Annotated in this window: 7 protein-coding genes; 2 read left to right on the plus strand and 5 right to left on the minus strand. The window is 62.0% G+C overall.

Features of this window, described 5'->3' with window-relative positions:
- Nucleotides 1-48: 48 nt before the first annotated feature.
- Genes hisS through WMO24_RS02225 form a run of 5 tightly spaced genes read right to left on the minus strand, consistent with a single transcriptional unit; the run spans nt 49 to nt 3,888 of the window.
- Nucleotides 49-1,287, minus strand: coding sequence for a histidine--tRNA ligase (hisS, locus tag WMO24_RS02205; RefSeq protein WP_349214606.1), 1,239 nt, complete (start codon nt 1,285-1,287; stop codon nt 49-51).
- Nucleotides 1,288-1,298: 11 nt separating this feature from the next.
- Nucleotides 1,299-2,087, minus strand: a complete 789-nt coding sequence (locus tag WMO24_RS02210) for a putative ABC transporter permease (RefSeq protein ID WP_349214618.1) — start codon at nt 2,085-2,087, stop codon at nt 1,299-1,301.
- A 26-nt stretch (nt 2,088-2,113) separates the two neighbouring features.
- Nucleotides 2,114-2,536: a zinc ribbon domain-containing protein gene (locus WMO24_RS02215; protein ID WP_349214608.1), complete on the minus strand. Its 423-nt coding sequence runs from the start codon at nt 2,534-2,536 to the stop codon at nt 2,114-2,116.
- A gap of 52 nt (nt 2,537-2,588) precedes the next feature.
- Complete coding sequence (locus WMO24_RS02220) at nt 2,589-3,104, minus strand: glycosyltransferase family protein (protein WP_349214610.1); 516 nt, start codon at nt 3,102-3,104, stop codon at nt 2,589-2,591.
- Nucleotides 3,058-3,888 (minus strand): glycosyltransferase family 39 protein, encoded by an 831-nt coding sequence (locus WMO24_RS02225; RefSeq protein ID WP_349214612.1) that lies wholly within the window; start codon nt 3,886-3,888, stop codon nt 3,058-3,060. The genes WMO24_RS02220 and WMO24_RS02225 overlap by 47 nt, the downstream gene beginning before the upstream one ends.
- A 236-nt stretch (nt 3,889-4,124) precedes the next feature.
- Between WMO24_RS02225 and dinB the strand changes: the two genes are divergently transcribed.
- Together dinB and WMO24_RS02235 are read left to right on the plus strand one after the other, a co-directional pair.
- Nucleotides 4,125-5,378, plus strand: a complete 1,254-nt coding sequence (dinB, locus tag WMO24_RS02230) for a DNA polymerase IV (protein WP_349214614.1) — start codon at nt 4,125-4,127, stop codon at nt 5,376-5,378.
- 24 nt (nt 5,379-5,402) lie between these two features.
- Nucleotides 5,403-5,684: a Dabb family protein gene (locus WMO24_RS02235; protein WP_349214616.1), complete on the plus strand. Its 282-nt coding sequence runs from the start codon at nt 5,403-5,405 to the stop codon at nt 5,682-5,684.
- Nucleotides 5,685-5,735: the final 51 nt, after the last annotated feature.

Here is a 5,735-nt window from a genome sequence, read left to right on the forward strand (position 1 = left end):
AAAAAAACCCCCAGGACCGGTTCCCCGCGGGGAACCGGTCCTTTTCGCTTATTGAATGGTTTTGATCTCGGGATACTTGTCCGCAAAGCATACGGCGGCATATCCGTTCTGTGCCAGACGGTCGATCTGCTTACCCACTTTTTTGCCCGCGGCAAGCACCGTGACGGCGTACTCCTGCCGCAGCTGTGCGGCCGTGGCCAGCACCCCGGCAAAATCCGCACCCGGGGCATACAGCAGCGCCAGCCGTTTCTTCTCGGCCGGGACCGTGAAGCCCTGGTCCAGCAGAATGGCGCAGATGCGCTCAAACCCGATGGAGAAGCCCACCGCCGGCACCTTCTGGCCCAAAAATTTGCCCACCATGTTGTCATAACGGCCGCCGCCGGCCACCGCGCCCGAGAAGCCGGCGCAGCTGACCTCGAACACCATGCCGGTGTAATAGCCCTGCCCGCGCACCAGCGACGGGTCGTAGGCGACGGCATAGGCGCCGTCCGCCAGCTTTTCCACGGTATCGATCACATAGCGCACGTTGTCGCCCAGGCTCTTGTCTGCGCACAGTCCGGCCACGTCCGCAAGGCCCACCTGGCCTTTTTCCAAAAAGGCGCTCAGGGCAGCCACCGCGCTCTCCGGGCACTGTTTTTCCCGCAGTTCCGCGGCCACGCCCTCGGCTCCGATCTTATCCAGCTTGTCAAAGCTGACGCACACCGAATCCAGGCTGTCGGCGGCAAAACCCATGCCCTCCAGCATCTGCCGCAGCAGACGGCGGTCGTTGATGTGCACCGTGAAATCCCGGAAGCCGATGGCCATCAGCGCACGGGCGGTCACGTCGATCAGTTCCACCTCGGCGTTGGGGCTCTCGTCGCCCAGAATATCGATGTCGCACTGCACAAACTCGCGCAGGCGGCCCTTCTGCGGCCGCTCGGCCCGGTACACCCGGTCGGTCTGAATGACCTTGAAGGGGCTGGGCAGCTGCTCCTTGTTGGCCGCATAATAGCGGGACAGCGGCAGCGTCAAATCGTACCGCAGGCCCATGTCGGACAGATCTTTCTCCTGGCCGCCGGCCAGCGCCTTCTGCAGCTTTTCGCCGCGCTTCAGCACTTTGAAGATCAGGTTCAGATTGTCGCCGCCCTCGCTTTTGTCCAGGTTCTCCATGTCCTCCAGAACCGGGGTGGCAATGCGCTCAAAGCCGGACGCCCGGTACACGCGCAGGATCTCGCTCTGCACAAAGTCACGGATGCGCTGCTCGGCGGGCAAATAATCTCTCATGCCTTTCAACGGGGATGTTTTCATGTGGGGTCTCCTTATCCTTTTTTCTCTTTCAGCCAGTCCTTCAGCTGCTCCATGGCTGCCTCATACCGGTGATTTTTCATCTGGGGAAAAGCGCGCATCAAACGGCGCGCCACATAGTTGCGTCGGTCCAGCATCTCGGCGCGGGCGATGTCCAGCCGCGCCTCAGCCGCGGGCCGGCGCTCATCCACTTGCGCGTCCACCCGCAGGGCAGCGGTGCCCAGCCGTTCGCTGACCGCATCGCTTCCGTCCCGCAGAAGGCGCGCCACATCGCTGATCGCGCCCAGGTCCCGGTCCAGACGGATCAAGGCCTGCACCGTGACCACAATGTCGCACAGCAGCGCCACACCGGCCACCACGGCAAGCGCCCGCCCGGGCGTGCTGTTCAGCGCCTGCACCAGGCGGTGCACCAGCGGCTGAATGCCGCGCATCACCGCCACAATGCACACGCCCCAGGCCAGGCTGAACTTCAGGCAAATGTATCCGCCCAGATTGAAGGGCTGGTCCGAATAGTCCCACCAGGTGGTGTGAAACAGCTTTTTCAGCGCCCAGCCGCCGGCCAGTTCCAAAACGCTGGCCAGCACCATTCCCCCCAAAAACAGCGCCAGCGTGCTGCTTTGCACCGGGGTCAGCACCGCCAGCACCGCCGACATGCCAAACCCGTAGATGGGGCACACCGGTCCGTTCAGAAAGCCGCGGTTCACCAGCTTGCCGGTGTCCACCGTGCAAAAGCACACTTCCAGACACCAGCCCAGGAAAGAGTAAATCAGAAAAAACCAAAAATAGTCATACAGGGAAAAAATGACGGCTCATCCTCTCTTTCAGGCGGTCATTTCTCCGCCAGTTTCGCGCCGCAGGCAGCACAGTACACGTCGTCCTCGCCCACTTCGCGGCCGCACTTGGTGCAGTAACGGCCGGGGCGGTTCTCCTGCATGCGCGCCTGTGCCGCGTCGATCTCCTGCTGGATCTGCTCCGCGCCGATCAGCAGCTCGTCGATCACCTGCTGGGGCGAACGGGGACCCTCGTCGGTCTCCATGGTATCCTTGATTTTCCCGGTGTGGATCAGAAACAGCACCCGGCCGATGTCGCTGAACACCGCCTCCTGGCGGATCTCCAGCCGGTTCATCTCCAGCCCGGCCTTCACGCTGTCGTACTTTTCGCCCATGGCGGCAGCCGCACTGTGCACCGCGCTTTTCGCCTCGTCGGCGGCATTGGCCAGTTCCTGCAGGATTCTGCTTGTATTCTTATCCATATCTCTCCCTCTTTTCTCAATAAAAATGCGCTCATGCGCCATTACGTTCATTCTAAACGCTTTGACGGCCTTCGTCAACTGCGGGGAAGGCCGCTGCCAGCATCACCGGCAAAAAATTCAGCAGATAACGGCTGCGCGCCTCCCACAAAAGCAAAAACAGCGTCAGCCCCAGCACCGCCACACGCAGCACCGTGGCCCGGTGGTCCCGCCGCAGGGCCGAACGCACCCCCGCCGCCGCAAGGCCCGCCAGCAGCGCCGTCTGCATGCCCAGCGCGGCGTACACGGCCCGCCCGGTGTGGGGCATTCCCTGGACGAAGTACGCCTGCAGGGGATTGCCCTTGTGCACATTGCCGATGTCCAGCTTCATGGACGCATAGTACAATCCGTCGCCGAAAATATAGCTCAGCTTGTCTGCCCCATGGGCCGCAAGGCCCGTGATGCCCATCTCCCGCACCCGGCGCACGATTTCATCCTGTGCGATCTCCACCCGTGCGCTGTAGTCTTCACCCGCAAGGGTCAGCTTATAATCCGCGTCGTTGTACCCGCCGTCGCCGGAAAGCCCCATCATCACCCAATGCTGCCAGGGGATCGCCTTTTCCCGGTCGTAGGCAGGGCCAGGGGCTGTGCAGTGCGGCAAAACTCAGCGCACCGTACAGCGCCGCAAAACTGAGCACCATGCACCCGGCCATCTTCCAGCCGCGGCGCCCGCCCGCATACAAAAGCGCATCCAGCACCACCGCGATCAAAGCGATGGCCACCGTAATTTTCAGCCAGGCGCCCGCCGCTGCCAAAAGGCCCGCACCCGCGCAGCGCAGCATTCGCCCGGCGCCCGCGGGCCGCTCCCGTGCACTGAGCCACAGCGCCAGCGCACCGATGGGAAAGGGCAATGTAACTGTGTCTGTATACACAATGGGGCCGTACAACAGGAACGGAAGGAACAAAAACGCCCCCGCCAGGCCAAACAGCGCACTCTTGGCGCCATACAGCCGGCGCAGCACCCGGTATAACAGCAGCAGCGCCCCATTGACGCACAGCGTATTGCAGACCAGTGCCGCCGGCATCACATCCTGCACACCCAGGGCGCCCAGCACTTTGAAAAAAGCCACCAGCACCAGGTACATGGGCGCATTGTTGTGAAACTGGCTGAAGTAATCGCCGGGCAGCACCCCGCTTTGGGCATACTGCTGTGCCGCGCTGAACACCAGGCCAAAATCCCAGGTGCGGGTGGGCTGCACTTCCAGCACAAAGGCAAAGACCAGCTGCAGGACCCAGTAACCGCCCAGCAGCACCGCCACAAGCACGGCTTCCAGGCGTCCTTCGGGTTGAACGCCGTGTTTTTCCACAGCCGCCATGCCATCGTCAGCACCGCAAACACCGCGCCGCCGCACACCAGCGCCGGAAGGGCCTTCACCTCATAATAGGGCGTACGGTTGTTGAAAATCACATCCGCCAGCACCACCACAAACAGGGCTGTCCAGCCCCATGCAAACAGAGTATACCATTTGGGTTTTGCCATTTTTTCTCCTCCACAATTGCTGTTTTCTACTATATCATAAAATGATATAATAAACAAAAAGGGGGTGGCAGCATGAACGCGGACCGGGTGATCTTTCACTGCGACTGCAACAGTTTTTATGCGTCAGTGGAACTTTTGTCGCATCCGGAACTGCGGGACGTGCCGGTGGCTGTCTGCGGTGACCCGGAAAACCGCCATGGCATCATTCTGGCCAAGAACGAACCGGCCAAGCGCTTCGGCATTCAGACGGCGGAAACGGTGTACAGTGCCTTGCGCAAATGCCCGAACCTGACGCTGCTGCCCCCGCATCATGACCGGTACCGTGCCAAAAGCCGGCAGGTGAACGCCATTTACGCCCGCTACACCGACCGGGTGGAGCCCTTCGGCATTGACGAAAGCTGGCTGGACATGACCGGCACCTGGCGGTTGTTCGGCGCTTCGCCCAAAGAAGTGGCCGACCAGATCCGCCGTGTGGTGCGTGAGGAAACCGGGCTGACGCTGTCCGTGGGCGTCAGTTTCAACAAAGTGTTCGCCAAACTGGGGTCCGACTACAAAAAGCCCTACGCCACCACGGTCATCGGCCCGGATGACTTCAAGCGCATCGTGTGGCCGCTGCCGGTGGAAAGCCTTTTGTACGTGGGCCGTGCCACTCAGAAGACGCTGGCCGGGCTGGGGGTGCGCAACATCGGTCAGCTGGCCGGCGCGGACCCCGGGCAGCTGCAGCAGGCCCTGGGCAAACTGGGCGGCGAGCTGCGCCGGTACGCCCTGGGCGAAGACGACGCCCCCGTGCGAACCGCCGGTGAACAGCCCGAAGTGAAAAGCGTGGGCAACAACATGACGTTTCGCCGCAACCTGGTCAGCCGGGACGACGTGGTCACCGGCGTGACCGCGCTCTCCGACGAAGTGGCCGCCCGGCTGCGCGCCCACGGGCTTTTGTGCACGGTGGTGCAGGTTCTCATCAAAGATACCGACCTGCGCTCCATCACCCGGCAGGCGCCTGTGCCCGCCCCCACTCATCTGGCCCGGGACATTGCCCGCGCCGCGCTGGCACTGGTGGACAAAAACTGGCCCGCCGGCAAGCCCATCCGCATGCTCAGCGTCACGGCCATGGGCCTGACCGACGGCACCGACGCCCGTCAGCTCTCTTTGCTGGAGCCGGAACCCCAAAGCGATGAAAAGCGGGAACATCTGGAAAAAAGCCTGGACGCTATTCGCAAAAAGTACGGCAAAACGTCCATTGCAAGCGCCAGCCGTCTGAACAATGATCTGGGCCTGGGCCCTCTTGCCATCCGCCCGCCGGCGGAGGAAGAAGACCCCGAGCCCTGAAAATACAAAAAGGAGAATCAGTTTATGGTAAAACACATTGTATTATGGAATCTCACCGACCCCGCCCACAAGGACGAAAACGCCGCCCAAATGAAGGAAAAACTGGAAGGTCTGGTAGGAGTGGTGCCCGGCCTTGTCAGCGCCCAGGTGGGGCGCGGGTTCGCCGGGTTTGATGTGGCGCTGGTCTCTGAGCTGGCCGACCGGGACGCGCTGGCGGTGTACCAGGATCACCCGGCTCACATGGAAGTGAAAAAGTTTGTGCACAGCGTGATTTCTGAACGCGTGAGCTGCGACTTCGATTTCTGAAAACAAAAACGCCCCGGCGGGCATGCCCGCCGGGGCGTTTTTGAGGTGGTT

The sequence above is a fragment of the Ruthenibacterium intestinale genome, from assembly GCF_040096265.1.
Taxonomy (GTDB): domain Bacteria; phylum Bacillota; class Clostridia; order Oscillospirales; family Ruminococcaceae; genus Ruthenibacterium; species Ruthenibacterium komagatae.

Excerpts from the sequence above, each read along its gene's own strand:
- hisS (WP_349214606.1), bottom strand. The coding sequence starts at position 1,287 with ATGAAAACATCCCCGTTGAAAGGCATGAGAGATTATTTGCCCGCCGAG.
- WMO24_RS02215 (WP_349214608.1), bottom strand. The coding sequence starts at position 2,536 with ATGGATAAGAATACAAGCAGAATCCTGCAGGAACTGGCCAATGCCGCC.
- WMO24_RS02220 (WP_349214610.1), bottom strand. The coding sequence starts at position 3,104 with ATGATGGGGCTTTCCGGCGACGGCGGGTACAACGACGCGGATTATAAG.
- WMO24_RS02225 (WP_349214612.1), bottom strand. The coding sequence starts at position 3,888 with ATGGCGGCTGTGGAAAAACACGGCGTTCAACCCGAAGGACGCCTGGAA.
- dinB (WP_349214614.1), top strand. The coding sequence starts at position 4,125 with ATGAACGCGGACCGGGTGATCTTTCACTGCGACTGCAACAGTTTTTAT.
- WMO24_RS02235 (WP_349214616.1), top strand. The coding sequence starts at position 5,403 with ATGGTAAAACACATTGTATTATGGAATCTCACCGACCCCGCCCACAAG.